Below are 25,430 nucleotides of genomic sequence, written 5' to 3'. Positions count from 1 at the left end.
GCGCGTAGATATGCTCCCCTCGTGACCATGCCCATCACTGTTCCCGCATACGGCAAGGAAGCCGCGGGGCGTCTGGCGTCAATGGCGGACGTGACCGCCGACGACGGTGCGCTGCGCCGCTTCCTCCACGGCCTCCCCGGCGTCGACGCGGTCGGCCTCGAAGGCCGCGCCGCCACCCTCGGCACCCGCTCGATCAAGACCACGGCGAAGGCGTACGCCATCGACCTCGCCCTCTCGATGATCGACCTGACGACCCTCGAAGGCGCGGACACCCCGGGCAAGGTCCGGGCGCTGTGCGCCAAGGGCATCAACCCGGATCCCACCGACCGCACCACCCCCAAGGTCGCGGCGATCTGCGTCTACCCCGACATGGTCGCGACGGCCAAGGAGGCGCTCGGCGACTCCGGCATCCACGTCGCGTCCGTCGCCACCGCGTTCCCGGCCGGCCGCGCCGCGCTGCCGGTCAAGCTGGCCGACACCCGGGACGCGGTCGCGGCCGGCGCCGACGAGATCGACATGGTGATCGACCGGGGCGCCTTCCTCTCCGGCCGCTACCTGGAGGTCTTCGAGGAGATCAAGGCCGTCAAGGAGGCCTGCGCCCGGCCCGACGGGACCGCCGCCCACCTGAAGGTCATCTTCGAGACCGGCGAGCTCCAGACGTACGACAACGTCCGCCGGGTCTCCTGGCTGGCGATGCTGGCCGGCGCCGACTTCATCAAGACCTCCACCGGCAAGGTGGCCGTGAACGCCACCCCGCCCGTCACCCTGCTGATGCTGGAGGCGGTGCGCGACTTCCACGCCGCCACCGGCGTGCAGGTCGGCGTGAAGCCGGCCGGCGGGATCCGCACCACCAAGGACGCGATCAAGTACCTGGTGATGGTCAACGAGACGCTCGGCGACCCCTGGCTGACCCCCGACTGGTTCCGCTTCGGCGCCTCCAGCCTCCTGAACGACCTGCTGATGCAGCGCCAGAAGCTCAGCACCGGCCGCTACTCCGGCCCCGACTACGTCACGGTGGACTGAGGCACCCATGACCTTCGATTACGCACCCGCACCCGAGTCCCGAGCGGTCGTCGACATCGCGCCGTCCTACGGGCTGTTCATCGACGGCGAGTTCGCCCCGGCCGCCGACGGCAAGGTCTTCAAGACCGTCTCCCCGTCGTCCGAGGAGGTCCTCTCCGAGGTCGCCCAGGCCACCGCCGACGACGTCGACCGGGCCGTGAGGGCCGCCCGCAAGGCGTTCGAGAAGTGGTCCGCGCTGCCGGGCGCCGAGCGCGCCAAGTACCTGTTCCGGATCGCCCGGATCATCCAGGAGCGCTCGCGCGAGCTGGCCGTCCTGGAGTCGCTGGACAACGGCAAGCCGATCCGCGAGTCCCGCGACGCCGACCTGCCGCTGGTCGCCGCGCACTTCTTCTACTACGCGGGCTGGGCCGACAAGCTCGACCACGCCGGCCACGGCCCGGACCCGCGCCCCCTGGGCGTCGCGGGCCAGGTCATCCCGTGGAACTTCCCGCTGCTGATGCTGGCGTGGAAGATCGCCCCGGCGCTGGCGACCGGCAACACGGTCGTACTGAAGCCGGCCGAGACCACCCCGCTGTCCGCCCTGTTCTTCGCGGACGTCTGCCGCCAGGCGGGCCTGCCCAAGGGCGTCGTCAACATCCTCACGGGAGACGGCTCGACGGGCGCGGCGCTGGTGGCCCACCCCGACGTCAACAAGGTGGCCTTCACCGGTTCCACCGAGGTCGGCAAGGCCATCGCCCGTACGGTCGCCGGCACGGACAAGAAGCTCACCCTCGAACTGGGCGGCAAGGCGGCGAACATCGTCTTCGACGACGCACCGCTCGACCAGGCCGTCGAGGGCATCGTCAACGGCATCTTCTTCAACCAGGGCCACGTCTGCTGCGCCGGCTCCCGCCTCCTCGTCCAGGAGTCGGTCCACGACGAGCTGCTGGACGCGCTCAAGCGCCGGATGCAGACCCTGCGCGTGGGCGACCCGCTGGACAAGAACACCGACATCGGCGCGATCAACTCCGCCGAGCAGCTGGCCCGGATCACCGCGCTGGCCGACGCGGGCGAGGCCGAGGGCGCCGAGCGCTGGGCCCCCGCCTGTGAACTCCCGTCCTCCGGCTACTGGTTCGCGCCGACGCTCTTCACCGGCGTCACCCAGGCGCACCGGATCGCCCGGGAGGAGATCTTCGGCCCGGTGCTGTCCGTACTGACCTTCCGCACCCCGGCCGAGGCCGTGGAGAAGGCCAACAACACCCCGTACGGTCTCTCCGCGGGCATCTGGACGGAGAAGGGCTCGCGCATCCTGTGGATGGCGAACAAGCTCCGTGCGGGCGTCATCTGGTCCAACACGTTCAACAAGTTCGACCCGGCCTCGCCGTTCGGCGGCTACAAGGAGTCGGGCTTCGGCCGCGAGGGCGGCCGGCACGGTCTGGAGGCGTACCTCGATGTCTGAGCGTCTGTCGGTCTTCAAGACCTACAAGCTGTACGTGGGCGGGAAGTTCCCGCGTTCCGAGAGCGGCCGGGTGTACGAGGTGAGTGACGCGAAGGGCAACTGGCTGGCGAACGCACCCCTGTCCTCCCGCAAGGACGCGCGGGACGCGGTGGTCGCCGCCCGCAAGGCGTTCGGTGGCTGGTCGGGCGCCACGGCGTACAACCGCGGCCAGATCCTCTACCGCATCGCCGAGATGCTGGAGGGCCGCCGCGGCCAGTTCGCCGCCGAGGTCGCCGACGCCGAGGGGCTGTCGAAGTCCAAGGCCACCGCCCAGGTGGAGGCGGCCATCGACCGCTGGGTCTGGTACGCGGGCTGGTCCGACAAGGTCGCCCAGATCGCCGGCGGGGCCAACCCCGTCGCCGGCCCGTACTTCAACCTCTCCGCGCCCGAGCCGACCGGTGTGGTCGCGGTCCTGGCCCCGCAGGAGTCGTCGTTCCTGGGCCTGGTCTCGGTGCTCGCGCCGGCGATCGTCACCGGCAACACCGTCGTGGTGGTCGCCTCGGAGAAGGCCCCGCTGCCGGCCCTGTCGCTGGGTGAGGTGCTGGCCACGTCCGACCTGCCGGGCGGTGTGGTCAACGTCCTCTCGGGCCGTACGGCGGAGCTCGCCGCGCCGCTCGCCGCCCACCAGGACGTCAACGCGCTCGACCTCGCGGGCGCGGACGCCGGACTGGCCAAGGAGCTGGAGACCGCGGCGGCCGACAACCTCAAGCGGGTGCTGCGCCCGCGCACGGAGGACTGGAGCGCCGACCCGGGCACGGACCGGCTGCTGGCCTTCCTGGAGACGAAGACGGTCTGGCACCCGATGGGTGTCTGATCCGGCGCGTCCACGACTCCGGTCACGACGCACGACCGCCCCGGGTGCCGCGCGGCACCCGGGGCGGTCGTGCGTCCCGAGGAGGACGGGTGTGCGGCTAGCCGGGCAGGACCCGTTCGACCTTGTTGACCAGCGGGACGTCGCGGACCGCCGCGCCGCGCGAGAGGCTGCCGGTCAGGAGGGTGGTGCTGAGCGGCTTGAAGTCGGCGATCTGGGTGCCGACGGCGTTGGCGAGCGGGTCGACGGGGGTGTTGGCCAGCGGGTCCACCTGGATGTTCTTCAGCGGCCCGACACCGCCGGCCGTGGAGTGCAGCAGCGCGCCGGTCAGCGCGGAGGCGGTGGCGCCGGTGTCGGTGCCGTGCCGTTCGGGGCTGTGCCGGTGAGTGCTCTGCCGGTCGGGACCGTGGTGGTCCGGGCCGTTGTGGTCCGGGCCGTGGTGGGGGGTGGAGGCGGGGGCCGCGCCCGCCGTCGCCGCACCGCCCCCCGCGAGCGCGGCGCCGGCCGCGGAGACCACCAGGCCGGCGCGCAGCAGGGTGCGCGGGACGCGGCTGGGCTTGGGACGTGCGTGGGAGGGCATCTGCCACCTGCCTGTGGTTCGGGAGCGTCGGAATGCGTCGGAAGCGTGGGGCGTTCCAAGGGCGCTGGGTAATCGTCTGACCGCGAAGCGTAGTTGAGCCGCGGGCGGGCGGCCAGCTCGCGCGCCAGGGGTAGCCCACACGGCGCAATACGGGACAATGGCTGTCCGTGACCTCCGACTCCATCACCCGGCCGTCCTCCCCCGCGCGCTCGACCCCGGTCGAGCCGGGAGGTGCCCGTACCCGCGTCGTCCTGCTGACCGGCCCCTCCGGCACCGGCAAGACGTCACTGGCCGCCCACAGCGGTCTGCCCGTGCTCCGTCTCGACGACTTCTACAAGGAGGGGACCGACCCGACGCTGCCCCAACTGCCGGACGGCGGCGGCGCGGACTGGGACTCGCCGCTCTCGTGGGACGCCGGTGCCGCCGTCGCGGCGATCGAGGCGCTGTGCCGTACGGGGCGTACGGACGTCCCGGTGTACGACATCTCGCTCAGCGCCCGGGTCGGCGCCGCGGAGCTCGATCTCGGCGGCGCCCCGCTGTTCATCGCCGAGGGCATCTTCGCCGCCGATGTGATCGCGGCGTGCCGGGCGGCCGGTCTGCTGGCCGATGCGCTGTGTCTGCGCGGGCGTCCGGTCACCACCTTCCGCCGGCGGCTGCGGCGGGACCTGCGGGAGGCCCGCAAACCGGTCCCGTACCTGATCCGCCGGGGGCTGCGGCTGCTGCGCGCCGAGCGGTCGGTGGTGGCCCGCCACACGGCGCTGGGCGCCCACCCGTGCGCGAGGCCGGAGGCGCTGGCCCGTATTTCCGCGGCGGGTGCGGCCCGTGCCGCCGGTGTGAAGCGGGCGGCCGTAGGCTCCTGACCACCGGGCGGGCACTCCGGGTGCCCGCAACTGACGGGAGGACGCGGCGATGCCGAGGGAGCACCACTACCGCACGACGGTCACCTGGACCGGCAACAACGGAACGGGGACCAGCAATTACCGGGCCTACGGGCGGGACCACGAGGTGACCGCCGAGGGGCTGCCGCCGCTGCCGGGCACCGCGGACCCGGCGTTCCGCGGGACGGCCGACCGCTGGAACCCCGAGCAGCTCCTGCTCGCCTCTCTGGCGCAGTGCCACATGCTGTCGTATCTGGCGCTGTGCGCACTGGCCGGCGTGGTGGTGACCGGTTACGCGGACGACGCGGCCGGCACGATGGCGGAGGACGGCAAGGGCGGCGGGCGGTTCGCGGAGGTGGTGCTGCGGCCGCGCGTCGAGGTGGCGTCGGCGGACGACCTCGAACGGGCCCGGTCGCTGCACGGCGACGCCCATGAGAAGTGCTTCATCGCCAACTCGGTGAACTTCCCGGTCCGGCACGAGCCGGTGGTGACGGTGCGGGCGGCGTAACGGCGGGCGACGCGTGACCGGGGGCGGACGCGGACGCACGGAAAGCGGGCTCGGGCAGACCCCCCGGCCGCCCGAACCCGCGCATCCCCCGTACTTCCCCCGTGTTCCCCCGTATCCCGATCCCCCTCGGGCCTTTCCCCCCTCGGGCGTCCCCTTCAGGTGCCCCCTCGGGTGTTTCCCCCGTGGCGCGGCCCGTTCCCCCGGCGGGCCGCGCCGTTCCTTCAGGCCACCAGCTCGCCGAAGGACTCTTCCTCGTCACGGCCGAAGCTGAGCACCTCGTCGTCGCGCAGCCGTCGCAGCGCGCGCCAGATGCTCGACTTCACCGTGCCGACACTGATGTTGAGGATGTCCGCGATCTCCGGGTCCGTGCGGCCCTCGTAGTAGCGCAGCACCAGCATGGTGCGCTGCGTCTCGGGCAGCCGGGCCAGCGCCTGCCACAGCACCGCGCGCAGCTCGGTGCCGCGCATCGCGTCGACGTCGCCGGCGGTCTCCGGCAGCTCCTCCGTCGGGTACTCGTTCAGCTTCCGCCGACGCCAGGCGCTGATGTGCAGGTTGGTCATGGTGCGGCGCAGATAGCCGCCGAGCGCCGCCTTGTCGCTGATCCGGTCCCAGGCCCGGTAGGTCGAGAACAGCGCGCTCTGCAGCAGGTCCTCGGCCTCGTGGCGGTCGCCGGTCAGGTGGTAGGCGGTGGCGTACAGGGAGGCGCGGCGCTCCTGGACGTAGGCGGTGAAGGCCGCTTCGGCCTCGGCCGCCTCCGACGCGGAACGCCGTTCCCCCGTGCCCTCCCCGTACTCCGCTCCCCCGTTGTTCCCCCCGTGGACGGCGCTTCCCCCGTGCCGTCCCGTTCCCCCGTTGATCTCCACCGTCGTCGCGTCGATGGCCACCATGTACGGCGGCCGCTGACGCCCGATGCCGCGAGCACACCCCCGCACGCCCACGGCACCGGACTTCTCCGGTGTCCGCACGACGTCGTGGAGTCGCGTGATAACTGCGCTGGAAGTGGTGCCGTGCAGTGTGGTCATCTCGCGCCCCCCGTCGTAGAGCCGGCTCGTTCGGTCCGATTCGGTGTCCCGGGGGAGATCGGTGTTGATCTCTCCCGGTGACCCAAAGCCTGCCAACGCAGTTTCATCACGTTGTCCGCCGACTGTCACAGCCCTGTCACAGGGGCAGGTCCGGCGCGGCGGGCGGTTCGCGGGGGCGGTGGCCCGGGTACGCAGGGGTCACTGGTCGATGTCCCGGCGTCCCATGGGCCAGAATGGCTGCCGTGCCTTTCCTGTTGCTGATCGAGGACGACGACGCCATCCGCACGGCCCTCGAACTCTCGCTGTCCCGCCAGGGTCACCGTGTGGTGACCGCGGCGACCGGTGAGGACGGTCTGAAGCTGCTGCGCGAGCAGCGCCCGGACCTGATCGTGCTGGATGTGATGCTGCCGGGCATCGACGGTTTCGAGGTGTGCCGCCGGATCCGGCGTACGGACCAGCTGCCCATCATCCTGCTCACCGCGCGCAACGACGACATCGACGTCGTGGTGGGACTGGAGTCCGGGGCGGACGACTATGTCGTCAAACCGGTCCAGGGGCGGGTGCTGGACGCCCGGATCCGGGCCGTGCTGCGCCGCGGGGAACGCGAGTCCAGCGACTCGGCGACCTTCGGCTCGCTGGTGATCGACCGGTCGGCGATGACCGTCACCAAGAACGGCGAGGATCTGCAACTGACACCGACCGAGCTGCGGTTGCTGCTGGAGCTGAGCCGGCGCCCCGGCCAGGCGCTGTCCCGGCAGCAGCTGCTGCGGCTGGTGTGGGAGCACGACTACCTGGGCGACTCGCGCCTGGTGGACGCCTGTGTGCAGCGGCTGCGGGCGAAGGTGGAGGACGTGCCGTCCTCGCCGACGCTGATCCGCACGGTCCGCGGCGTCGGCTACCGGCTGGACTCGCCGCAGTGAGGGAAGCCAGCACGGACGGCAGGACGGCGCAGCGAGACGCGCGGGGCCCGGCCGGCGGCCCCGACGCACCCGCGTCCGGGCCGGGCCGCCGGCTGCTGCGGATGCTCGGCCGGACACCGGGGCTGCTGCGCTGGACGAGCCTGCGGCTGCGGCTGGTGGTGGTCTTCGCGCTGGTGGCGCTGACCGCGGCGGTGTCCGCGTCCGGCATCGCGTACTGGCTGAACCGCAACACCGTATTGGACCGCACCCAGAACGCGGTGCTCAAGGACTTCCGCAAGTCGCTGGAGGACAGTACGCGGTCGCTGCCGCTGCGTCCGCGGTGCGCCGAACTGCAGGACGCGGCACGGCAGATGGCGGCCGGGCCGCAGAACTACGCGGTGCTGCTGATCGGCGTGGACCGGTCGGGCAAGGACTGCGCGGCCACCACGGACAAGGACCTGCTGACGCTGGCGACGGTGCCGGAGTCGCTGCGCAAGGCGGTGAACGAGGTCCGCCCGGTCGACGAGTCCAACCGCTACCCGCACCACCTGTACTGGCAGCGCAAGCAGATCGGGGACACCCCGTACCTCGTCGCCGGGGCGAAGGTGATCGGCGGCGGGCCGACCGGCTACATGATCAAGTCGCTGGCCACCGAGGGCCAGGACCTCAACTCGCTGGCCTGGTCGCTGGGGATCGCGACCGCGCTCGCGCTGGTCGGCTCGGCGCTGCTGGCACAGGCCGCCGCGACGACCGTACTGCGGCCCGTACAGCGGCTGGGGCACGCGGCGCGGCAGCTCGGCGAGGGGCGGCTGGACACCCGACTGCGGGTGACCGGCACCGACGAACTCGCCGATCTTTCCCGGACGTTCAACCGCACGGCGGAGCGGCTGGAACAGCGGGTCGAGGAGCTGAGCGGCCGGGAGGCGGCCTCCCGCCGCTTCGTCGCGGACATGTCGCACGAACTGCGCACGCCGCTGACGGCGATCACCGCGGTCACGGAGGTGCTGGAGGAGGAGCAGGACTCCCTGGACCCGATGATCGCCCCCGCGGTGAAGCTGGTGGTGAGCGAGACCCGGCGGCTGAACGACCTGGTGGAGAACCTGATGGAGGTCACCCGCTTCGACGCGGGGACGGCCCGGCTGGTGCTGGACGACGTCGACGTCGCGGACCAGGTCACGGCGTGCATCGACGCGCGGGCCTGGCTGGACGCGGTGGACCTGGACGCGGACCGCGGCATCGTGGCCCGGCTGGACCCGAGGCGGCTCGACGTCATCCTGGCCAACCTGATCGGCAACGCCCTCAAACACGGCGGCTCGCCGGTCCGGGTGTCGGTGCGTACCGAGCACGCGGCGGGCGCGGAGCCCGACGGCCCGGCCGGCCCGGAGACACCGGGCGGCGCCGACCAGGAGGGCCCCGCGGCGGGGAACGGCCCGGCGGGGTCGTGCCGTACCGCGGACGGGCCGGAGCAGGCCGCCGACGGGTCGCAGGGGCCCGGACAGCCGACGGACGGCGCCCGGCCGGGCGGCGGACAGCTGGTGATCCGCGTACGGGACCACGGCCCCGGCATCCCCGAAGAGGTCCTGCCGCACGTCTTCGACCGCTTCTACAAGGCGAGCGCCTCCCGGCCGCGCTCCGAGGGCAGCGGTCTGGGCCTCTCCATCGCCCTGGAGAACGCCCACATCCACGGCGGCGAGATCACCGCCGCCAACCTCCCCGAGGGCGGCGCGGTCTTCACCCTGCGACTGCCCATGGACGCGTCCCCGCTCACCGACAACGACCGCCAGGACGGCTCCCCGGAGGGCCCCGCCCGACCGGCCGGGCCCGGCAACAACGGTACGGGGGGCGGGAGATGACGGGGAGGGGAGACCTGACAGGGGGAAGCGGAGAGGCGAGGAGGAGGGGAGAGGTGAGGGGGCGGACTACGGGACGTCTGGCGGGGCAGCCGGCGGGACGCCTGGTGGGACAGTCGGCGGGACGCCCGGCGGAGCAGCCGGTGGAGCAGCCGGATGGGCGCATGACCGGACAGCCGGACGGGCGCATGACCGGGCAGCCGGACGGGCGCATGGCCGGGGAGACGGGCGGACGTCCGGCCGGGGAGACGGGCGGACGTCCGGCCGGAGGCGGGTGGCGGCGTACCGCCGGGGCGGTGGCGCTGCTGACGCTGGCGGCCACCGGCTGTGGGATCCGCGGTACGTCCGTGCCGGTGGACGCCGGCGGGGCGCCCGCGCGGGTCAGCTGCAAGGCGCCGGCCGACGAGGCCGCACCCGGCGGGAGCACCCAGGCCACGCTGTACCTGGTGTGCGGCTCCGCGCTGGCCCAGGTGCGGCGGACGATGCCGCAGGCCAAGGGCACGGCCACCGCCGAGGTCCGCCTACGGACCGCCCGCGCCCTCCTCCGGGCGCTGCAGCAGCCGCCCTCCCCCGATGAGGAGAAGGCGGGCTTCAGCAGCGCGCTGCCCGCCGACCTGAAGGTCGAGGGCCCGCACCCGGGAGACCCGGCGGACGCCCTCCGCCTCAGCCTCCCCCCGGACGACCTGCCGTCCTTCGCACTGGCCCAACTGGTGTGCACCTACGGCGCCAGCCCGGCCCTCGGCCGCACCCACGCAGCCGTCCTCTCCGGCCCCGACCACACCACCCCCCACCGCTACGACTGCTCCGCCGACGTCCTCTCCAACCCGGACATCGCGGAACACACAGGGTGGGGCGACACCTTGACGAGAAAGGGCTGAGGGGCTCGGGCTGAGGGGCTCGGGCTGGGGGCTCAGTGAGGGGCTCAGGGGCAGGGGCTGTGGGGGGCTCAGGGGCAGGTGTGGGGCGAGGGCTGAGGGACTCGCGGGGCGCGCCGAGGCTTCCCCCCGCCCCCTCCCCCTCTCCCCCTTCGGGGGAGGGGGCGGGGGGTGGGTTCGGGGGTGGGGGGATGAGGAGGCCTCACGCCGCACGCCCCACGCCGCACGCCCCCCGGCCCCACGCCGCACGCCGCACGCCGCACGCCCCACCAAGGACGCCCCACACCCCAAGGCGGGTGCAATAGGGCGGAACCATGGCCACCGGTCCTGGCGTCCTGGGCTTTGTGCAGCGTCATGGCCACGGCACCACCGCCTCCCCCCGAATGCGCGTCACCGGACTTCTTCTCCTTGTGGCGCATCTGCTGATCGTCGGATGGCTCACGCTGCGTCCCCGGACCGTGCCCTGGGTACCGGCGGCGAACCTCGAACCGCTGGCGACGATCCGGGCCGAGCTGGCGCACGGGGCGACGTGGGAGACCGTGCAGCATCTGGGCGGCTCGGTGCTGCTGCTGGCGCCGCTGGGCGTGTTGCTGCCGCTCTCCGCCGGCCGCCTGAACGTTTCCCCGCTGGTCTCCTTCACCCGTACCGTCTTCGCCGGCGCGATGATCGCGCTGGCCATCGAACTGCTGCAGTCAGGGATCCCCGGACGGGTCCCCGATGTCGACTCGGTGCTGCTGAGCACCCTGGGTGTGGCGGTGGTGCACCTGGCGGTCGTTCCCGGGGCCCGGTGCCGGCTCCGCCGGCGGTACGAGCGTCTCGGGGGTGCGCCCCCGAAGATCTCCAGGGTCGGCGTCACACCACAGGCTGACGTGCTCTCGGGCAGCCGGACCTACCTTTGAGGCATCGGTCAAACGCCCCACGTAGTCGCAAAGGAGCTACCTCTCATGGCCGCCGCACTGGTCCGTCCCCGCGACAACCGAATGATCGCCGGAGTGTGCGCGGGCCTGGCCCGTCGCTTCGGTACGACACCGGCCACGATGCGCGTGATCTTCCTGGTGTCGTGTCTGCTTCCCGGCCCGCAGTTCCTGGTCTACCTCGCCCTGTGGATACTCCTCCCCTCGGAGGAGAAGGCACACAGCGCCGCCGCCTGGTAGCCCCCGAGCCGGGCAGGCTCCCGAGCCGGGCAGACCAGCACGCCGAGCGGGCCAGCACGCCGAGCGGGCCCGCACGCCGATCAGGCCCGCGCGCCGGGCGAGCCACCGTGCCTCGACAAGCCGCCGGCCCGTACGCCTGCCGAGGCGTACGGGCCGGGGACGGTGCGCCGCGCGCCCCTGTGGGCGGCGGGGGTGCGGGGCTCAGCCCAGCGGGAGGGCCTTGCCGACGGCGCCGGTGGGCAGGCCGCCGAGGAGCTTGTTGCCCTTGGAGTTCAGGTGCGTCTTGACGTCGTGGTTGCCCGGCTTGGCGTTGGTGCCGCTGTTGACGCTCTTGGTGGCCCCCGAGACGGTGTCGGTGGCGCTGTGCAGCAGACCGCCGGTGGTGTCGGCGGCACCGGCCGCCGGGGCGGCGGAGGCGGCGCCCGCGGCGGTGACGGCAAAGGCGGCACCGAGGGCGGCGACACCGAGAGTCTTGATCGTTCCCTGCTTCATCGAATTACGTCCTCATTGATGGGGGCTTGACCGGCCCATCAACCTAGTGATGCGGCAACCGGCGCCGCAAACAGCCAAAAGGAAACAAAAAACGGCCGGTGGACATTCCACCGGCCGTTGCGCTATATGCTCGCGCTGTCCCCGTTACGTACGGTCAGAAGCGCTGCTGGGAGCGGATGTTGAGCCCATCGGGCGGAACAGCCACTCGGCCCGCAGTTCCGCGTAACCGGGCTTGATGACGTCATTGATCATCGCCAGACGTTCATCGAAAGGAATGAACGCTGATTTCATCGCATTGACTGTAAACCACTGCATGTCATCGAGCGTGTAGCGGAATGTCTTGACCAGGTGCTCGAATTCCCGGGACATGTTCGTACCGCTCATCAGCCGGTTGTCGGTGTTCACGGTGAGGCGGAATTGCAGCCGGCGCAGCAGGCCGATGGGGTGCTCGGCGTAGGAGGGGGCGGCGCCGGTCTGGAGGTTGGAGGTGGGGCACATCTCCAGCGGGATCCGCTTGTCGCGCACGTAGGAGGCGAGCCGGCCGAGCGTGACCGAGCCGTCGTCGGCGACCTCGATGTCGTCGATGATGCGGACGCCGTGGCCGAGGCGGTCGGCGCCGCACCACTGGAGCGCCTGCCAGATGGAGGGCAGCCCGAAGGCCTCCCCCGCGTGGATCGTGAAGTGGTTGTTCTCCCGCTTGAGGTACTCGAACGCGTCGAGGTGGCGGGTGGGCGGGTAGCCGGCCTCGGCGCCCGCGATGTCGAAGCCGACGACGCCGGAGTCGCGGTAGCGGTTGGCGAGTTCGGCGATCTCCAGGGCGCGGGCGGCGTGCCGCATGGCGGTCAGCAGGGCGCCGACGCGGATCCGGTGGCCGTTCTCGCGGGCCCGCCGCTCGCCCTCGCGGAACCCCTCGTTGACGGCCTCGACGACCTCTTCGAGGGTCAGCCCCTGCTCCAGGTGCTGCTCGGGCGCGTAGCGGACCTCGGCGTAGACCACGCCGTCGGCGGCCAGGTCCTCGGCGCACTCGGCGGCCACCCGGGCCAGTGCGTCGCGGGTCTGCATGACGGCGCAGGTGTGCGCGAAGGTCTCCAGATAGCGCTCCAGCGAGCCGGAGTCGGCGGCTTCGCGGAACCAGATGCCCAGCTTCTCGGCGTCCGTCTCGGGCAGACCGGTGTATCCGGTCTCGCGGGCCAGGTCGACGACCGTGGCGGGGCGCAGGCCGCCGTCGAGGTGATCGTGCAGCAGCACCTTGGGGGCGCGGCGGATCTGTTCACTGCTCGGAAGGGTGGTGGTCTCGCTCGTCATCTCGGCACTGTAGCCCCTACGCGCGTAGATAGCACCGAACGATACGTAACAGTGACCCGTCCACAGGGTGGCGGGCACGTCTCCTTCTGCCATCGTTCTGGTCATGGCTCAGCAAGCGCTGCCGGTGCGCGAGGCCCGGCTGGGAAAACCGCTGGGAGCGAACGGCAAAGAAGGGGCGCGCGAAGCGCTCCGGCGGAAGGGTGGTGGCGGGCGAGGGGCGGGCCCGGTCAGCGGCGTCGCCCTGTTACTGCCAGGAGGCGGACCGACCGGGGTACGCCGACCGTCGCCGGTGACCGCGCTCGCGGTACGCCCCCTCGCCCTCCGGCTGGCCCGGGCGGGCCGCCCCGAGGGCCTGGCCACCCATGTCGTGCACTACCGCTGCCGCGGCTGGAACGGTTCCGCCGCCCATCCCGCGCGGGACGCCACCTGGGCCCTGGAAGAAGTGGTGCGCCGCTACGGCGACGTCCCGGTCTGCCTCGTCGGTACGGGCATGGGCGCCCGCGCCGCCCTGCACGCCGCCGGCCACCCGGCCGTCCACTCCGTACTGGCCATCGCACCCTGGCTGCCCGACCACCGCACCACCGGCGAACAACCCGATCCGGTGAAACAGCTCGTCGGCCGCCAGGTCCTGCTCGTGCACGGCACCAACGACGAGCGCCACGACCCCGACCTGTCCTACCGCTACGCCGAGCGCGCCAAGAAGATCAACCGCGACACCTGCCGCTTCGAGGTGCACTCCGACGGCCACTCCCTCCACCAGCACCGCACCGAAGTCCTCGCCCTGGCCACCGACTTCCTCCTCGGCTCCCTCTTCGCCCACGACTACGCCCGCCCCCTCAAGGACGCCTTCGCCGCACCCCCACCCCTCGGCCTCCGCATGCCCCTGGCCACGGGCTTCGGGGCATCGCTACGACACTGAGCGGCGGCCCAACCCGGGTGCCGGTGCGGCGACTTCCACCGCACCGGCCCCCCTCACCGCGGCAGCAGCCGCCCCCGCCGGCTCAGGAGGAACTTCTTGAAGGCGGCGACCGGTGGGGTGTCGGGGTGGCCGTCCAGCCAGGCCACGCCGATCTCGCGGACCGCGCGCGGGGCCGTAACCGTCAGTTCGGCAACTCCCGGGCGGGGTACGGCGGGTGGCGGCAGCAGGGCCACGCCGAGGCCGGCCGCGACCAGGCCGCGGAGGGTCTCGGCCTCCTCGCCCTCGAACGCCACGCGCGGGGTGAAACCCGCCTCGGCACACAGCGCGTCGGTGATCCGGCGCAGCCCGTAGCCCGGTTCGAGGGTGACGAACAGTTCGCCGGCGGCCTCCGCGAGCCGGATGCGCTTGCGGGCGGCCAGCGGGTGGTCGTCCGGGACGACCAGCCGCAGTTTCTGCTCGTCGAGCCGGCGGGCGACCAGGTCCGGGTAGTCCGGCACCGGCGAGGTCAGGCACAGGTCGAGGTCGCCGGCGCGGAGCCGTTCGATCATCGCCTCGCCGTAGTTCTGCACGAGCTGGAAGCGGACCCGGGGGTGGTCCGCGCGGAAGCTGCGGATCAGCCCCGGTACGGTCTCCGACCCGAGGGTGTGCAGGAACCCGAAGGCGACCTTGCCGGCGGCCGGGTCGACGTCGGCGCGTACGGACTCGGTGGCCCGCTCCAGGTCCGTCAGCGCCCGCTCGGCGGAGGCGAGGAAGGACCGGCCGGCCGGGGTGAGGGAGAGCGTACGGCCGTGCCGGGCGAAGAGCGCGACACCGAGGTCGTCCTCCAGCCGGACGATGGCGCGGCTGAGGGTCGGCTGCGGTACGCCGAGTTCCTGCGCCGCCCGGGTGACGTGTTCGTGCCGGGCCACGGCGGTGAACTGGGCGAGCCGCGGGGCGAGCACCGCCGCCCACGACCCGACGCCGAGCTCGGCCGCCTCGCCGGACTCCGCACCGACCGCCCCGCTCCGGCCCCGACCCGCTGCCCCAGCTCGGCCGCGCCCCGTTGCCTCAATGTCTTTTCTGTTGCGGCCTTGCAACAGCGACCCCTCTGACCTCTGCTCATGCTGCACGGAATCGATTATGCGGTTTCCATGCATTGGACGCATGAAATGCGGCGCCCTACGGTCGACGTATGCCTCCCGCTGATACCGGGGCGTCCGTCACCGACCGTGCGGCCGCCTCTCCCCAGTTGTCCACCAGCTCCTCTTCCTCCGCCGCCGCTCCCGACCCCGAAGCGGGCAAGCTGCGGCCGGGCGGCCCCGGTTACCGCCGGATGAGCTTCGCCCTCTTCGCCGCCGGAGTGGCCACCTTCGCCCTCCTGTATTCCACCCAGGCACTGCTGCCCGCCATCTCGGGCGACCTCGGGGTCTCCCCGGACCAGGCCAGCTGGACCGTCTCGGCGGCCACCTTCGGACTGGCCCTCGGCGTGATCCCGCTCAGCGCGGTGTCCGAACGCTTCGGGCGGCGCACGCTGATGACCGCGTCGCTCTCGGTGGCCACGGTGATCGCCCTGCTGGTGCCGTTCGCACCGTCGCTCGGCGTGCTGATCGCGCTGCGCGCCGTCCAGGGCGTGGCGCTGGCCGGGCTGCCGGCGTCGGCGATGGCCTTCCTGGCCGAGGAGGTACGCGCCAGGGCGCTGGTGGCGGCCATCGGCCTGTTCGTGGCCGGCAACAGCATCGGCGGGATGTCCGGCCGGATCGTGACCGGCTGGGTCGCCCAGGCCTGGGGCTGGCGGGCCGCGCTCGGCGCGGTGGGGCTGATGGCCGTGGTGTGCGCGGTGACGTTCCGGCTGCTGGTGCCCAAGGCCCGGCACTTCGTGCCCCGTTCGGTGGGCCCGCGGGCGCTGGCCCGTACGCTCGGCGGCCACCTCGCCGATCCGCTGCTCCGCCGGCTCTACGGCATCGGTGCGCTGTTCATGACGGTCTTCGGCGCGGTCTACACGGTCATCGGCTACCGCCTGGTCGCCGAGCCGTTCAACCTCCCGCAGGGCATCATCGGTTCGATCTTCGTGGTCTACCTCGTCGGTACGGTCTCCTCGGCGGCGGCCGGCCAGTTGGTCGCCCGGGTGGGCCGCCGCGGCGCGCTCTACCTGGCCGTCGGCACCACCTCTACGGGCCTGCTGCTCTCCCTCGCCGACTCGGTCGCCGCGGTGCTCGCGGGCCTGGTCCTGATCACCGCCGGCTTCTTCGCGGGCCACGCGGTGGCCTCGTCGTCGGTCAGCCGCACCGCCAAGACGGCCCGCGCCCAGGCGTCGGCCCTCTACCAGTGCGCGTACTACGTCGGCAGCAGCCTGGGCGGCGCACTGGGCGCCGCCGCCTTCCACGCGGTCGGCTGGCAGGGCACCGTCCTCCTCGGCCTCGCCGCCATGCTCGGCGCCGCGTCCATCACCCTCTACGCCACCCGCAAGGCCGTGGCGGAACGCCGCCTGCTCCACCTGGCCCGGGCGGCGTAACCCCTGGCGGCCGGGGTCGCTGTACGCCCCGCCCGCCCCTGAGCCGAAGGGCCCGTCCCGTCACCTGTCCTGGTGGGGCGGGCCCTTCGTTGTGCGCGGTCTTGTGGATCGGGCGGTGCGTCGTCAGTCGACAGGGAAGACGCCGGTGTCCAGGGTGAGTTCGAACGGGGCGGGAAGTTGCAGTTCATCGCCGAACTTCACGGTCTGCAGCACACGGAAGACGTCGCCGACCGGTTCGCCGTAGAGGGTGACCGCCGGACCGGCAGGGGCCCAGCGGTCAACAAGCAGATAGAGCGGAACGCCGGCCCGGGCATAGCCCGCCGCCTTCGCGATCCGGTCATTGCTCGCGTTGGACTTCGAGGTGACCTCGACGATCAGCTTGGCGGTGGACGCCGGAACATACTCGCCGGTCTTGTCGAGCACGACATCGTCCGGGACCACGGCGACGTCCGGGATGTAAAGGCCCTTGCGCAGGGGGATTCCCGTGCCCAGAGTCTGGTAGATGTCCCAGTCCTCCGGGAGCACGGAGTACAGACGGCGTTGGACCTTCGCGGCGATGAAGTTGTGATTGTTGTCGGGCGGCGGCGACACAGTGACGATCCCCTCGATGATCTCCACCTTCCAGCCCTCGCGTGCGTCCGCCTGTTCCCAGATGCGGACGAGGTCGTCCCACTCGGGGCCGTTGCCCGACGGGTGGTCGACGGTGAGTGCGCTCATGGCGGTCTCCTCTATCGGTACGTCACCGATCCCAGCATGCCGAACGGGACCGGCGCCGGTCCACCGATCCCGTTCACCCGTACGAGGAAACCGCAGGTCAGCCGATGCGTTCCAGGACCACCGGGCTCGCCGTGAAGGTGGCGTCCGGGGCGCCGATGAGCACTCCGCCGTCCAGGGCCTCCAGGGCGTAGGGGAGCTTTTCGGGGGTGTCGGTGTGGAGGGTGAGGAGGGGCTGGCCGGCGGTGACGCGGTCGCCGGGCTTGGCGTGGAGTTCGATGCCGGCGGCGGCCTGCACCGGGTCCTCCTTGCGGGCGCGGCCGGCGCCCAGGCGCCAGGCGGCGAGGCCGACGGCGTAGGCGTCGAGGGTGGTGAGGGTGCCGGTGGCGGCGGCGGTGACGGTGTGCTGTTCGCGGGCGACCGGGAGCGGGGCGTCCGGGTCGCCGCCCTGGGCGCTGATCATGCGGCGCCAGTGGTCCATGGCGGAGCCGTCGGCGAGCGCCTTGGCCGGGTCGGCGTCCGGCAGCCCGGCGGCGTCGAGCATCTCGCGGGCGAGGGCGAGGGTGAGGTCGATGACGTCCTGGGGGCCGCCGCCGGCCAGCACCTCGACGGACTCGCGGACTTCGAGGGCGTTGCCGGCGGTGCGGCCGAGCGGGGTGGCCATGTCGGTGAGCAGCGCGACGGTCCGCACGCCGTGGTCGGTGCCCAACTCGACCATGGTGGAGGCGAGTTCACGGGCGTCGTCGAGGTGCTTCATGAAGGCGCCGGAGCCGACCTTGACGTCGAGGACGAGGGAGCCGGTGCCCTCGGCGATCTTCTTGGACATGATCGAGGAGGCGATCAGCGGGATGGACTCGACGGTGCCGGTGACATCGCGCAGCGCGTAGAGCTTCTTGTCGGCGGGGGCGAGGCCGTCGCCGGCGGCACAGATGACCGAACCGACGTCACGGAGCACGTCCAGCATCTCGGCGTTGCTGAGGTGGGCGCGCCAGCCGGGGATGGACTCCAGCTTGTCGAGGGTGCCGCCGGTGTGGCCGAGGCCGCGGCCGGAGAGCTGGGGTACGGCGGCGCCGCACGCGGCGACGAGCGGGGCGAGCGGCAGGGTGATCTTGTCGCCGACGCCACCGGTGGAGTGCTTGTCGGCGGTGGGGCGGGGCAACGAGGAGAAGTCCATCCGCTCACCGGACGCGATCATCGCGGCGGTCCAGCGGGCGATCTCCTTGCGGTTCATGCCGTTGAGGAAGATCGCCATCGCCAGGGACGACATCTGCTCATGGGCGACCTCACCGCGGGTGTAGGCGTCGATGACCCAGTCGATCTGACCCGGGGTCAGCTCGCCGCGGTCGCGCTTGGTACGGATGACGGAGATGGCGTCCATGGACGGTTCCTTTCGAACGGGTGGGTCCGGTCCCGTTCTACACGCATAGATGTCGGGTGGCCAGATGTGGGCGGACGAACCCTCGCGGCGGCCCTGGGGGCTCGGCCCCTGAGGTGCGGTGGGCTTCGCCTGTCTCCGATGTCGGCTACCTCGTCCAGCGGTGAACCGTCCGGCGGGCACGGTGTAGGTCACGCGGCCGGCCGGTCCCTAGCGCTCCGGCCCTGGCGCCCGGGGCTTGCGGTGCTTGCCGGTGCCTGCGCCGAGCTGGGGCGCCGGCCCCGCGGCCGGGGGCTTGATGACCTCGGGGTACAGGATCTGTCGTGCCTCGGCGAGGTTGGACGCGAATCCGTGCGGTTCCCAGGAGTATCCGTTCCACCGCTGGATGGCACGGGGTGCGTCTGGGTGCAAATGCGAGGCTTTGGGGCCGTCACCGGTGACGAGCGGAACCGCGCGGAGCCGTCCGACCTTCGCGTAACGGCGCTCCGCCCATTCCGACAACGGTTCGTCGTCCATTGCGCGTCCTTACGATTCGGCGGCCGCTCCCCAGGAGGGTAGGGGGCCGCCGGGGTTGATCGCTTCGCGCTCGTTCATACGAGGCGGTGGTGCCAGCGCAGCGACGGGCTGTCCTCGATCCCATCGATACCATCGATCCCATATGTGTGGGCCTTGTTGTCGATCTGGAGCTGTACGGCGGTGATGTCGGGGCTTCCCGCGTCCTGCCATGCGGTGAGGGCCTGCTCGATGTCGTCCCACAGGGCCACCGGGCCGCCCTGGTGGACGGTCCAGCCCTCGCCGTCGGGCGTGAAGTGGGCGAAGGACTCGCGCTCCGGGTCGAAGAGATACAGGAGCTCCGGTCCCTCGCGCGTCGAGGCGCGAACGAGGTGTGCGCCGGGCGCGGCAAGCTGGGCGAGGAAGGCGGGCATCCACTCCTCCAGCCTGATCGGCGCTACCTTCGTCGGGCGCTCGCTGTCGGCGTAGGCCGTGCGCGCGGACAGGTCGCCGGCCGGCGGGACCACGGCTTGTGCCCGGGCCTGCATGAAGGAGGAACGGCCGATGATCCGCCCCTCGGCGGTCCCGTTCTCGCCCACCGTGACCTTTGCCAGACCCGTGCCGTAGGGCCAGGAGCCAATGGTCGCAAGGATGATGCCGCCCGGCTTCGTCTGCCGGATCCAGGCGTGGGGGATGCGGCGTACGGCACAGGTGGCGATCACCCGGTCGTACGGGGCGCGGCGGGGATGCCCCAGGAGCCCATCCCCCGTCACGGTCCAGGTCGAGAACCCCGCTGTTTCCAGCGCGGCGTCGGCACGGGCTGCCACCTCGGGGTCCACCTCGACCGTGGTGACGTTGTCCTCGCCGAGGCGGTGGCACATCAGGGCCGCGGAGTAACCGGTGCCGGTGCCGATCTCCAGCACCTGGTGCCCCTCTTCCACATCCAGGCTCTCGATCATGCCAACTACGGTGACGGGGGTGGTGGATGAGGACGTGGGCGTGCCTGTCACGAGGTCAGCGGCCTGGTCCGCGGTGAGGTGACCATCGAGCTGAGTGGTCAGGGACCGGTCGCTGTAGGCGATCTCCGCCCACTCCGCCGGGTCGGCTCCCACCGCTGTGACCGGTCGCCAGCGGCCACCGTCCACGGGCAGGAAGACCCCGGGGTTCAAGAACAGCTCACGCGGTACGGCCTCGACCGCCGCCCGCCATTGGGGGGTCGTGAGGACACCGGCCCTCTCCAGCCGGTCGGCCAGGGCACATCGCGCGGATGCGGTTTCCGTCATGGGGCGGGCTCTCCTCGGGTCAGCAGGTCGGCGAATGCGGCGGACATCTCCAGGCCGGTCTTCTCTTCCAGCCACCCCCATTGGCCGTTCGGATTCAGCTCCAGCCACCAGTGGTCACCCGCCCGGTCAACGGCGAGGTCGAAGCTCCCGGACACCAGCCCGAAGTGGTCCAAGTAGGCAAGGAGCGCCGCCTCCACATGGTCCGGCAGGCCTACCACGCTGTAGGTGAGGGCGGAGTAGTCCTTGCGCCAGTCCAGGAGGTCGGAGTCGATCCGCACGGGGAACGCTCGCCCGCCGACCACCAGCACACGCACGTCGGCGACCTTGTCCACGCGGGCTTGGAACAGGTGCGGTGTCACGCGCACGCTGTCATCGATCTCCGCGGCGGTGACCGGGTCTGCCCACCCTGTGACCGGAACTCCGTCTCGCTCGTACGAGGTCCACCGCAGGGTCTTGTAGATCACCTGGCCGTGTGCGGCGATGAACTCCCGGGCTTCTTCGGGGTCATTGGTCACGAGGGTCGACGGCACTGTCAGACCGAGCCGCTGGGCGACGGCGAGTTGAGCGGGCTTGTAGTCGGCCGCCGCGTTACGAAGGGGATGATTGACCCATAGGGGGCCGTCAAGGGCGTACAGAGTGCCGCCGAGCCCGTAGCGAACCTGCGCGGCGGCGAACCGCGCATCGTCATCGCTCAAGTGCGGGAAGTCGGGCCAGACGGGGCGGCGCCAGTACACCGCTCGCACGTGATCCAGGTCGACGGTTCTCGACAAGGTGCGGACCTGCCCGGCCACCGGGGCCGGGCAGGCGCCGAACCGGGCCGAGACCGTCAGGCGGCCGCCGAGGTCGGCGGGGTTGAACCTGACCACCGGCACGTTTCGCCGGTTGAGTTGGGTGATCACCATGTCGGCGGTGACATCGTCCGCCTCGGTGGCCACCAGTACCGGCCGCTCCTCGATCGCGGGCATCAGTCCTGCTGGCTGTCCTGGTCGTGGCCCTGGTCGTTCTGCGAGTCCGAGTTCGTTGTCGTGGACGTCTCGGTGCCGGAGCTGGTGCCGTGCTTGCCCATCTCGACCACCCGACCGGCGTGGTCGCGGAACACGCCCAGTTGTGTGGCGGGGTCGACGGTGACCGTGGCGTGCGGGCGGCGCCATGTGGTCGGGTACGGCGCGAGTCGGCCGGCCCCCCAGGGGCGAGTGTGGGTGAGGTGCGTAGCGGACGTGGCGCTCTCGATCTCAGCGGTCGCGGCCATGCCGCGCCCCCTTTCTCTCGTCGGTCCCGGCCCGGCTGGGCACGGGAGTTGCCCGTCCGTCGCCACGGATCGAGCTCCGCCATCGGTTGGGCTGTCGGCCGTGATGGTCGACAGCCGCTCCGGCGGGTGAGTGTGCACCGCGCCCGGATCAGTCGAACGCGTCTGCAGGAAGCCGCGACTGGCCGTCATCGCCGCCGCCGGGAGCGGCATCGCCGTCGGGTTCGTCATCGTCCGGGGCGGGAAGCCGCGCGCCTCTGCTCTCCGCTACCCGGTGTACATCGGCCAGGGATGCGGTCATGGCATCCAGCAGGTGATCTTCTCCGGGCTTCCCTGTACGAGCCTCAAGGGCGCGCTGTGCTTCCTTGATGAGTTCGGCAGCCGAAGCGAGCTGCGCGGTTTCGATCTCGTCGGCCAGACGGGACACGTATCCGTTGCCATCGCCTGCCAGGTAGCACGGCTTCCCGTCCGGGCTGGACCACGGCAGCAGTCGCGCGTTGTCCATGGGGTTGATCACGTTGTCGCCCCCACAGCGTGACTCTCGTACGGCCCGACCTCGATGCCTCCTGGGGCCAGCCACAGCACCTGTCGCCGCTGGTGCTGTGAGCGGCGCTCTTGCAGCTCTGCGGGCGTGAGCAGATACGGGCGTACCAGGGCCGAGTCCTCGCCACACAGCGGTCCAGGCTGCCGGACGGGCCTGCGGTGCGGGGCGAGCGACGACGCGTCCACGCACCGCGCCTCCGGCAGCGCGCGGTGCGTCCGGTGGCGGCCCCGCGCCGGAAGCATCAGCCGCAGCAGCAGGATGAAAAACCTCGTTGTAGCGTGGGTCACGTTGTCAACTCCTTGGTAGTTGATGGCCATGCCCCCGGGCCGGTCGGACGGTCGCGGGGGTCCTGCATGCGCCTGTGGAATCTTCTGAGGCGTCGTCGGCGTCATCCGCGCCGGTTGCCGTCCTCGCCACACGTCGGGGCCATGGCGTGCAGGAAGCCGCCGGCCTTCTCGACTTCGCGAGCGACCTGGTCGTACTCCTGCGCAGCGGGGGAGATCATCGATCGCCACGCGGTGACGACCGCCCCGGCCTGGCCGGACTTGATGAGGTCGATCGCCTGCCTGAGCCCGTCGCGGCCCTCAGGCGCCAGCGATCCCTCGCGGTCCTCGATCACGGCCGTGATCTCCCAGCAGAACGCCTCGGCGTACTCGGTGCACTCCTCGCGAAGCTCCGCGATGTTCGCGTGCGGGACACTGCACAGGTAGATCACACAGCGGAACCGCTCGATCTTCGCGGCCTTGGTCGGTAAGTCGATCGCGCCGGGGCTCATGCCCGACGCCGCGTCCGCGAGGGCCTGACGCCGTCTCACGTCGCCCTCGGTTCGGCGGGCAGTCGTCGACCCCTGCCTGTTTCCGTACTCGATGCTGAGCATGCGTCGATCGTGCCCGCGCGATCACTCTTAGTGAAGAGATGGGGCGTAGGACCGGGCGAGAAGGCTCGGCCCCGAATCGTACGCTCCGTAGGACCTACGCGATCAGCGGTACGCCGATCAGTTCGCTGATGTTCCGCACGCGGGCGGTGGAGACCTTGGCGAGACGCTTCCCGATGACGCCGGGCAGCGCTTGGTGCTTGACCCACTCCGGGGCGTCGAGAGCCACCTCTGTGAGGGTGTCGGCGGCTCGGTCGTACAGCTTCGCCTCGCACTGGGCCAGGGCGACATCGAGCTTGTAGCGGTTGCGGGCGAGCTTGGGCATGGAGCAAGGCAGTTCGGTGTGAGCAGCGAGCTGCAGTGCCCTTCCGTAGTTGCCGAGGGCCACAGCGATTCCCACCGCTTCGGTCTTCGCGGCGGTAGGACCGAAATGCGTGCCGTACAAGGCCTCGTCATGACCGAGCCGAGCCGCTGCCGCATGTGCCTGTGCCAGATAGTCATCCGCGGAAGCGGCGTCTCCTCGACGTGAGGACGCTACCGCCGCAGAGGTCATCAACCGGCCGAACGCGAGTAGTTGGGGGCGGGACGCCCTGCTGAACGACGGCTCGATGTGCAAGGCCGCGCGCTCCGCAACAGCAACTGCTCGGGGAACCTTCGCACTCCGCAGGTGAATCCATGACAGCGTCGATTCCAGGAGGGCTGCCAGCACGTCGTCACCGGAGTCCTTCGCCAGTCGGCGCGCTGATGTGATCGCGCTGAACGCAAGATCACGCTGCCCGAGCAGGATGGCGGCCGAGGACGCGAACTGGTAGGTGTTGGCGAGGAGCGAGCCCAGTTGCTCGCGCTCGTACCCCGTCGCCTGCCCGTACCGGCTGCCCCCTTCGAGCAACACCTTGGCGATGAGCTCGCTGAACACCCCGTAATCGCCCCGCCAGTAGGCGGCACACACACGATCGTGAGCACTCGACAGTTCGACGAACGAGCTCGGCCTTTCGATACCGTTCCAGTCCCCGAGAGCGCTGTCGTGTACCGCGTCGGAAAGTCGCCGCAGAGCGGCCCGGGTGTCCCGGCTCGCTCCCCGCCGCGGTGCCTGTTGGCCGAGGATCACCGCAACGTCGGTCTTGAGCGCGTTCGCCAGTCTGAGCAGCGAGCCGACGGACAGTTCGCCGCGATCCTGCTCGGCCTTCTGCACCAGGGCGAGCGAGACGCCTGCCGCGTCGGCGAGCCCCTGCTGGGTGAGATCGGAGCCTCGTAGGTGCTTGATGCGCTTGCCGTTCGTAAGGTCGGCCCAGTTGCTCACGATCACCTCGGTGGGTTGCTCAGGCTCAGTGGCTGTACCCCGATGGTAGGTCTCGCGATCGAAGTGCCAAGGGTGAACGGAGCAGTCGGCGGCTCGGCTGACCCGGCCGTGATACGCGGCGTTGAGACACTGCTTTCACCGCGCACTGCCCGCCGTGGCCGAGGTCCTGGAACTGGCACGGACCTCAGGTCAGTCCGGTGCCGTGGTCGTCTCCAGCCAGCGCAGATAGGCATCCGCCCCGGCAACGATCGGTACTGCGGAGACTTCCGGGTTCTGCCAGGGGTGGTGCTTGAGCAGATGCGCCTCGACCTCGTCGTACCGGTCCGCGCGGACCTTGGGGACGAGCTGCCATTCCCCGCCTGAGCCGAACTCTCCCTGGTGCCAGAACACGGAACCGACCGGCCCGACGATCTGCGCCCCGGCTGCGAGTCGTGCGGTGACTACCGACTGCGCCAGCTTCACAGCCGCTTCGTGGTTCTCCGTTGCGGCGGATACCTGAAGAAAGTCAGTCATGGGGCGACTGTAGGGGCGAACTGACGGCCCAGGGGTACTTCATGCGTTCAACGGAACTTTGGGTGGGTGGATGGGGGTGGGTGGCTCCGATCCTCAGTCAGCCAGCCCCCCGCAATCTCGCCCGCCGCGCACGAGAAGCGCTGGCCTAAGCTGCCGATCAACCGGCCGACGAAGGGATGCACCGTGGCTCAGCCGAAGACCGACGACCAGGCCAAAGCACTCAAGCCCGCCCTCGAAGCCATGACCCTGCTGGTCGCCGCCGTCATCGTCCACGACACGGCCGCCAACCGCGTCGTCCTCCTTCAACGCAGCCGGAACGCCAAGTTCGCACAGGGGATGTGGGACCTCCCCGTCGGCAAGAGCGAGCCCGGCGAGCCGATCACCGAAACCGCCGTACGCGAGTTGTACGAGGAGACCGGTCTGACCGTGAAGCCCGAGGCGCTGAAGGTCGCCCACATCATCCACGGCGCCTGGGGCGTCGAAGCCCCCAACGGCTTCCTCACCGTCGTCTTCGCCGCCCACGAATGGACCGGCGAACCCGAGAACCGGGAACCGCGGAAGCACGACCAGGTGTGCTGGATCGACACCGATGCCATCCCCGACGAGTTCGTCGCCACCACCGCCAGCGCTCTTCATCACTACCTGGCCAAGGGGCAACAGGTATCGCTGGACGGCTGGAGGTAGACACCCGGGTCGCCGAACCGCAGTTCACAGCCGTCGCCAGATCACCTGGGTGGCGGGGACTGAGCGCAGGCGGGGTGAGCACTACGAAAACCCGGCGTTCGCGAGCGGGGTGGGTGGCGGG

General features: G+C 71.3%; 29 protein-coding genes. 13 read left to right on the top strand and 16 right to left on the bottom strand.

The window, feature by feature from the left end:
- Positions 1-27: 27 nt before the first annotated feature.
- Genes deoC through ACFV1J_RS15255 form a run of 3 tightly spaced genes read left to right on the top strand, consistent with a single transcriptional unit; the run spans position 28 to position 3,314 of the window.
- Positions 28-1,023 (top strand): deoxyribose-phosphate aldolase, encoded by a 996-nt coding sequence (gene deoC / locus ACFV1J_RS15265; protein WP_385858028.1) that lies wholly within the window; start codon positions 28-30, stop codon positions 1,021-1,023.
- Positions 1,024-1,030: 7 nt separating this feature from the next.
- Positions 1,031-2,461 carry an aldehyde dehydrogenase family protein gene (locus ACFV1J_RS15260; RefSeq protein ID WP_385858026.1) on the top strand — a complete coding sequence of 477 codons (1,431 nt, stop codon included), beginning with the start codon at positions 1,031-1,033 and terminating at the stop codon, positions 2,459-2,461.
- Positions 2,454-3,314, top strand: a complete 861-nt coding sequence (locus tag ACFV1J_RS15255; protein ID WP_385858024.1) for an aldehyde dehydrogenase family protein — start codon at positions 2,454-2,456, stop codon at positions 3,312-3,314. The genes ACFV1J_RS15260 and ACFV1J_RS15255 overlap by 8 nt, the downstream gene beginning before the upstream one ends.
- 97 nt (positions 3,315-3,411) lie before the next feature.
- Here the strand turns inward: ACFV1J_RS15255 and ACFV1J_RS15250 are convergent, their stop codons facing one another.
- On the bottom strand, positions 3,412-3,891 hold the full coding sequence (locus ACFV1J_RS15250) for a hypothetical protein (protein WP_385858021.1): 480 nt from the start codon (positions 3,889-3,891) through the stop codon (positions 3,412-3,414).
- A gap of 182 nt (positions 3,892-4,073) precedes the next feature.
- On the opposite strand from ACFV1J_RS15250, the gene ACFV1J_RS15245 reads away from it, so the two are divergent.
- Entirely contained in the window at positions 4,074-4,751 is a 678-nt protein-coding gene (locus ACFV1J_RS15245) for an ATP-binding protein (protein ID WP_385858253.1), read from the top strand.
- Between the two features lie 49 nt (positions 4,752-4,800).
- On the top strand, positions 4,801-5,277 hold the full coding sequence (locus ACFV1J_RS15240; RefSeq protein ID WP_385858019.1) for an OsmC family protein: 477 nt from the start codon (positions 4,801-4,803) through the stop codon (positions 5,275-5,277).
- Between the two features lie 221 nt (positions 5,278-5,498).
- On the opposite strand, the gene ACFV1J_RS15235 is transcribed toward ACFV1J_RS15240, so the two are convergent.
- Positions 5,499-6,299 (bottom strand): SigE family RNA polymerase sigma factor, encoded by an 801-nt coding sequence (locus ACFV1J_RS15235; protein WP_385858017.1) that lies wholly within the window; start codon positions 6,297-6,299, stop codon positions 5,499-5,501.
- 242 nt (positions 6,300-6,541) lie between these two features.
- Between ACFV1J_RS15235 and afsQ1 the strand changes: the two genes are divergently transcribed.
- The 5 genes from afsQ1 to ACFV1J_RS15210 all read left to right on the top strand — a co-directional run bounded on the left by afsQ1 (position 6,542) and on the right by ACFV1J_RS15210 (position 11,077).
- Complete coding sequence (gene afsQ1, locus ACFV1J_RS15230; RefSeq protein WP_026169550.1) at positions 6,542-7,219, top strand: two-component system response regulator AfsQ1; 678 nt, start codon at positions 6,542-6,544, stop codon at positions 7,217-7,219.
- Positions 7,216-9,051, top strand: coding sequence for an ATP-binding protein (locus ACFV1J_RS15225; RefSeq protein ID WP_385858014.1), 1,836 nt, complete (start codon positions 7,216-7,218; stop codon positions 9,049-9,051). The genes afsQ1 and ACFV1J_RS15225 overlap by 4 nt, the downstream gene beginning before the upstream one ends.
- 161 nt (positions 9,052-9,212) lie before the next feature.
- Positions 9,213-9,926 (top strand): hypothetical protein, encoded by a 714-nt coding sequence (locus tag ACFV1J_RS15220; RefSeq protein WP_385858012.1) that lies wholly within the window; start codon positions 9,213-9,215, stop codon positions 9,924-9,926.
- A gap of 380 nt (positions 9,927-10,306) precedes the next feature.
- Positions 10,307-10,822 (top strand): VanZ family protein, encoded by a 516-nt coding sequence (locus tag ACFV1J_RS15215; protein WP_385858250.1) that lies wholly within the window; start codon positions 10,307-10,309, stop codon positions 10,820-10,822.
- A gap of 45 nt (positions 10,823-10,867) precedes the next feature.
- Positions 10,868-11,077 carry a PspC domain-containing protein gene (locus ACFV1J_RS15210; RefSeq protein ID WP_385858010.1) on the top strand — a complete coding sequence of 70 codons (210 nt, stop codon included), beginning with the start codon at positions 10,868-10,870 and terminating at the stop codon, positions 11,075-11,077.
- 201 nt (positions 11,078-11,278) lie between these two features.
- Here the strand turns inward: ACFV1J_RS15210 and ACFV1J_RS15205 are convergent, their stop codons facing one another.
- Positions 11,279-11,569, bottom strand: a complete 291-nt coding sequence (locus tag ACFV1J_RS15205) for a hypothetical protein (protein WP_385858008.1) — start codon at positions 11,567-11,569, stop codon at positions 11,279-11,281.
- 144 nt (positions 11,570-11,713) lie between these two features.
- On the bottom strand, positions 11,714-12,874 hold the full coding sequence (locus ACFV1J_RS15200; protein WP_385858006.1) for an adenosine deaminase: 1,161 nt from the start codon (positions 12,872-12,874) through the stop codon (positions 11,714-11,716).
- A gap of 103 nt (positions 12,875-12,977) precedes the next feature.
- On the opposite strand from ACFV1J_RS15200, the gene ACFV1J_RS15195 reads away from it, so the two are divergent.
- On the top strand, positions 12,978-13,793 hold the full coding sequence (locus ACFV1J_RS15195; RefSeq protein ID WP_385858004.1) for an alpha/beta hydrolase: 816 nt from the start codon (positions 12,978-12,980) through the stop codon (positions 13,791-13,793).
- A gap of 53 nt (positions 13,794-13,846) precedes the next feature.
- Here the strand turns inward: ACFV1J_RS15195 and ACFV1J_RS15190 are convergent, their stop codons facing one another.
- Positions 13,847-14,929, bottom strand: coding sequence for a LysR substrate-binding domain-containing protein (locus tag ACFV1J_RS15190; RefSeq protein WP_385858002.1), 1,083 nt, complete (start codon positions 14,927-14,929; stop codon positions 13,847-13,849).
- Between the two features lie 35 nt (positions 14,930-14,964).
- Between ACFV1J_RS15190 and ACFV1J_RS15185 the strand changes: the two genes are divergently transcribed.
- A complete protein-coding gene (locus ACFV1J_RS15185) occupies positions 14,965-16,284 on the top strand; it encodes an MFS transporter (RefSeq protein WP_385858000.1) in 1,320 nt (439 codons plus the stop codon).
- Positions 16,285-16,407: 123 nt separating this feature from the next.
- On the opposite strand, the gene ACFV1J_RS15180 is transcribed toward ACFV1J_RS15185, so the two are convergent.
- From ACFV1J_RS15180 to cutA, 11 genes are all read right to left on the bottom strand, one after another.
- Positions 16,408-17,001 (bottom strand): Uma2 family endonuclease, encoded by a 594-nt coding sequence (locus ACFV1J_RS15180; protein WP_385857998.1) that lies wholly within the window; start codon positions 16,999-17,001, stop codon positions 16,408-16,410.
- A 97-nt stretch (positions 17,002-17,098) separates the two neighbouring features.
- Positions 17,099-18,376 carry a thymidine phosphorylase gene (locus ACFV1J_RS15175; protein ID WP_385857996.1) on the bottom strand — a complete coding sequence of 426 codons (1,278 nt, stop codon included), beginning with the start codon at positions 18,374-18,376 and terminating at the stop codon, positions 17,099-17,101.
- A 207-nt stretch (positions 18,377-18,583) separates the two neighbouring features.
- Entirely contained in the window at positions 18,584-18,889 is a 306-nt protein-coding gene (locus ACFV1J_RS15170) for a DUF6087 family protein (protein ID WP_385857994.1), read from the bottom strand.
- Between the two features lie 74 nt (positions 18,890-18,963).
- Positions 18,964-20,148, bottom strand: coding sequence for an ATP-grasp peptide maturase system methyltransferase (gene tgmC, locus ACFV1J_RS15165; RefSeq protein ID WP_385857992.1), 1,185 nt, complete (start codon positions 20,146-20,148; stop codon positions 18,964-18,966).
- Positions 20,145-21,113 (bottom strand): ATP-grasp ribosomal peptide maturase, encoded by a 969-nt coding sequence (gene tgmB / locus ACFV1J_RS15160; RefSeq protein WP_385857990.1) that lies wholly within the window; start codon positions 21,111-21,113, stop codon positions 20,145-20,147. The genes tgmC and tgmB overlap by 4 nt, the downstream gene beginning before the upstream one ends.
- The gene (tgmA, locus tag ACFV1J_RS15155; protein WP_385857988.1) at positions 21,113-21,397 is read right to left on the bottom strand and encodes a putative ATP-grasp-modified RiPP; all 285 of its coding nucleotides are present in this window, start codon (positions 21,395-21,397) and stop codon (positions 21,113-21,115) included. Before tgmA ends, tgmB begins: the two co-directional genes overlap by 1 nt.
- Before the next feature lie 148 nt (positions 21,398-21,545).
- Positions 21,546-21,911, bottom strand: a complete 366-nt coding sequence (locus ACFV1J_RS15150) for a hypothetical protein (RefSeq protein ID WP_385857986.1) — start codon at positions 21,909-21,911, stop codon at positions 21,546-21,548.
- A complete protein-coding gene (locus ACFV1J_RS15145; RefSeq protein WP_385857984.1) occupies positions 21,908-22,225 on the bottom strand; it encodes a hypothetical protein in 318 nt (105 codons plus the stop codon). Before ACFV1J_RS15145 ends, ACFV1J_RS15150 begins: the two co-directional genes overlap by 4 nt.
- A 101-nt stretch (positions 22,226-22,326) precedes the next feature.
- Positions 22,327-22,815 carry a hypothetical protein gene (locus ACFV1J_RS15140; RefSeq protein WP_385857982.1) on the bottom strand — a complete coding sequence of 163 codons (489 nt, stop codon included), beginning with the start codon at positions 22,813-22,815 and terminating at the stop codon, positions 22,327-22,329.
- Positions 22,816-22,909: 94 nt separating this feature from the next.
- On the bottom strand, positions 22,910-24,112 hold the full coding sequence (locus ACFV1J_RS15135) for a helix-turn-helix domain-containing protein (RefSeq protein WP_385857980.1): 1,203 nt from the start codon (positions 24,110-24,112) through the stop codon (positions 22,910-22,912).
- 189 nt (positions 24,113-24,301) lie between these two features.
- Complete coding sequence (cutA, locus tag ACFV1J_RS15130; RefSeq protein WP_385857978.1) at positions 24,302-24,625, bottom strand: divalent-cation tolerance protein CutA; 324 nt, start codon at positions 24,623-24,625, stop codon at positions 24,302-24,304.
- 150 nt (positions 24,626-24,775) lie between these two features.
- Between cutA and ACFV1J_RS15125 the strand changes: the two genes are divergently transcribed.
- A complete protein-coding gene (locus ACFV1J_RS15125; RefSeq protein WP_385858248.1) occupies positions 24,776-25,309 on the top strand; it encodes an NUDIX domain-containing protein in 534 nt (177 codons plus the stop codon).
- Positions 25,310-25,430 lie beyond the last annotated feature (121 nt).

The sequence above is a fragment of the Streptomyces sp. NPDC059649 genome (genome assembly GCF_042734445.1).
Taxonomy (GTDB): Bacteria; Actinomycetota; Actinomycetes; order Streptomycetales; family Streptomycetaceae; genus Streptomyces.
This window is presented reverse-complemented; position numbering and strand designations above follow the sequence as displayed.

Coding starts and splice junctions, on each gene's coding strand:
- ACFV1J_RS15260 (WP_385858026.1), top strand. CDS start 1,031: ATGACCTTCGATTACGCACCCGCACCCGAGTCCCGAGCGGTCGTCGAC.
- ACFV1J_RS15170 (WP_385857994.1), bottom strand. CDS start 18,889: ATGGACGACGAACCGTTGTCGGAATGGGCGGAGCGCCGTTACGCGAAG.
- ACFV1J_RS15255 (WP_385858024.1), top strand. CDS start 2,454: ATGTCTGAGCGTCTGTCGGTCTTCAAGACCTACAAGCTGTACGTGGGC.
- tgmA (WP_385857988.1), bottom strand. CDS start 21,397: ATGGCCGCGACCGCTGAGATCGAGAGCGCCACGTCCGCTACGCACCTC.
- ACFV1J_RS15180 (WP_385857998.1), bottom strand. CDS start 17,001: ATGAGCGCACTCACCGTCGACCACCCGTCGGGCAACGGCCCCGAGTGG.
- ACFV1J_RS15140 (WP_385857982.1), bottom strand. CDS start 22,815: ATGCTCAGCATCGAGTACGGAAACAGGCAGGGGTCGACGACTGCCCGC.
- ACFV1J_RS15200 (WP_385858006.1), bottom strand. CDS start 12,874: ATGACGAGCGAGACCACCACCCTTCCGAGCAGTGAACAGATCCGCCGC.
- ACFV1J_RS15240 (WP_385858019.1), top strand. CDS start 4,801: ATGCCGAGGGAGCACCACTACCGCACGACGGTCACCTGGACCGGCAAC.
- ACFV1J_RS15215 (WP_385858250.1), top strand. CDS start 10,307: ATGCGCGTCACCGGACTTCTTCTCCTTGTGGCGCATCTGCTGATCGTC.
- cutA (WP_385857978.1), bottom strand. CDS start 24,625: ATGACTGACTTTCTTCAGGTATCCGCCGCAACGGAGAACCACGAAGCG.
- ACFV1J_RS15220 (WP_385858012.1), top strand. CDS start 9,213: ATGACCGGACAGCCGGACGGGCGCATGACCGGGCAGCCGGACGGGCGC.
- ACFV1J_RS15210 (WP_385858010.1), top strand. CDS start 10,868: ATGGCCGCCGCACTGGTCCGTCCCCGCGACAACCGAATGATCGCCGGA.
- ACFV1J_RS15250 (WP_385858021.1), bottom strand. CDS start 3,891: ATGCCCTCCCACGCACGTCCCAAGCCCAGCCGCGTCCCGCGCACCCTG.
- tgmB (WP_385857990.1), bottom strand. CDS start 21,113: ATGCCCGCGATCGAGGAGCGGCCGGTACTGGTGGCCACCGAGGCGGAC.
- ACFV1J_RS15205 (WP_385858008.1), bottom strand. CDS start 11,569: ATGAAGCAGGGAACGATCAAGACTCTCGGTGTCGCCGCCCTCGGTGCC.
- ACFV1J_RS15175 (WP_385857996.1), bottom strand. CDS start 18,376: ATGGACGCCATCTCCGTCATCCGTACCAAGCGCGACCGCGGCGAGCTG.
- tgmC (WP_385857992.1), bottom strand. CDS start 20,148: ATGACGGAAACCGCATCCGCGCGATGTGCCCTGGCCGACCGGCTGGAG.
- ACFV1J_RS15190 (WP_385858002.1), bottom strand. CDS start 14,929: ATGCATGGAAACCGCATAATCGATTCCGTGCAGCATGAGCAGAGGTCA.
- deoC (WP_385858028.1), top strand. CDS start 28: ATGCCCATCACTGTTCCCGCATACGGCAAGGAAGCCGCGGGGCGTCTG.
- ACFV1J_RS15185 (WP_385858000.1), top strand. CDS start 14,965: ATGCCTCCCGCTGATACCGGGGCGTCCGTCACCGACCGTGCGGCCGCC.
- ACFV1J_RS15195 (WP_385858004.1), top strand. CDS start 12,978: ATGGCTCAGCAAGCGCTGCCGGTGCGCGAGGCCCGGCTGGGAAAACCG.
- ACFV1J_RS15235 (WP_385858017.1), bottom strand. CDS start 6,299: ATGACCACACTGCACGGCACCACTTCCAGCGCAGTTATCACGCGACTC.